This is a genomic window from Pseudomonas syringae group sp. 26L6, assembly GCF_032587815.1.
Taxonomy (GTDB): domain Bacteria; phylum Pseudomonadota; class Gammaproteobacteria; order Pseudomonadales; family Pseudomonadaceae; genus Aquipseudomonas; species Aquipseudomonas amygdali.
Map to the genome: position 1 here is coordinate 1 of NZ_JAWHPJ010000034.1, position 1,164 is coordinate 1,164.

General features: G+C 58.4%; 2 protein-coding genes and 1 pseudogene. All 3 read right to left on the bottom strand.

The features are described from left to right. Positions 1–228: hypothetical protein (locus RYA97_RS17245; RefSeq protein ID WP_316892757.1), on the bottom strand; the 228-nt coding region annotated here is incomplete at its 3' end. Continuing rightward, positions 225–782, bottom strand: coding sequence for a DUF4123 domain-containing protein (locus RYA97_RS17250; protein WP_057405280.1), 558 nt, complete (start codon positions 780–782; stop codon positions 225–227). The genes RYA97_RS17250 and RYA97_RS17245, both read right to left, overlap by 4 nt. Beyond that, a pseudogene (locus tag RYA97_RS17255) lies at positions 779–1,164 on the bottom strand (type VI secretion system tip protein VgrG); the annotation flags it as partial. The gene RYA97_RS17250 and the pseudogene RYA97_RS17255, both read right to left, overlap by 4 nt.

The window sequence follows — 1,164 nt, forward strand, 5'->3', positions numbered from 1 at the left end:
GGTCGCGATCTGCAGATGAAGGTGCGTGCCCTCGATGTGATCCCAGACCTTCAGGGTGCTGCTGAACAGCTCCCTTTCCAGCACTTCCGATTTGGGTGAATAGATACGGGTCCCATCAGAACCGAGCAGCAAAACCTGCTGCTGGTCCGAATGCTTCTTGCCCACGATCTGGACGATCAGTTTGTCCATTTCGCAGGAAGGGCCATCGCTCAGTCTGCCGCTGGTCATTGTAAGAACTCCTTGTTCTGGCGCCGCAACGCGTCTTCTTGCCACTGGTTTAAACCGAACGTCACTTGAGGTTGGGGCGGTTGCCAATCAGGTGCGTGTGGATTGCGAACGTCGAACCAGCGCTGCTTGCCTTGTGCAAGGTCCTCCCAGGTGCCGCCGTACCAGCCAAGCCTGGAAATAGGGCCGAACCACTGGGCGATGGATTGAGGCGCATCAACGGTAAAGAAGTAGCTGGCAGTGACAGGGTGTGAATAGCGCAGCACGCCTCGGCGCTGCCCCTCGAACCTGACAAACAGAATGTGCCGCAGATGGCCGAGCAACACGTCGGCGGGAGAGGGGCTTTCGATGATCAGGCCGGGCCAGGATTCTGGCTCTTCATGCATTGCCTCAACGAGGGTATTGCTGCCTGATGTGTTCAAAAAAAGCGGACTTTTCTCCCGGTAGGTGGCCAGCTCGGTCTTGTCGAATAACACGGCTGGCGCTGGATCGGGCAGCCGTTGGTAGAGTTGTTCCAGCAGCGAGTCGGTGCGCTCCAGCAGCACGTAAACGTTCATGCCCGACCTCTCGACAGCAACGCCCCGCGACAGCCGCAATCGGCAAGCGGGCAGTCCATGGGCGTTCCGTTCCTGGGTTTCTGGCACAGCTCTACTATCGGGCCTGGTTCACCCAGGCGCTGCGTCAGCAACTGCCCCGGCCCATTGTCATCTGCCTGTTTCACAAGCCCAGGCAAAGCGGGCGATGCGCCGGTGCCCAAGGTTGGCTTGCCCCCCGAGTTGAGTTTCATCTGAGGGCCGGTAATGCTTACGCCACTGGCGTCGATCTTGATAAAGGAATCACCCGCTTTGACCGTGATCTCGAGCCCCGCCTCAATTACCACGTTATTACCGGCCTTGAGATGAATTTCCTGCCCGGCGTGTGCCAGTAACCCATCAACTA

Excerpts from the sequence above, each read along its gene's own strand:
- RYA97_RS17250 (WP_057405280.1), bottom strand. The coding sequence starts at position 782 with ATGAACGTTTACGTGCTGCTGGAGCGCACCGACTCGCTGCTGGAACAA.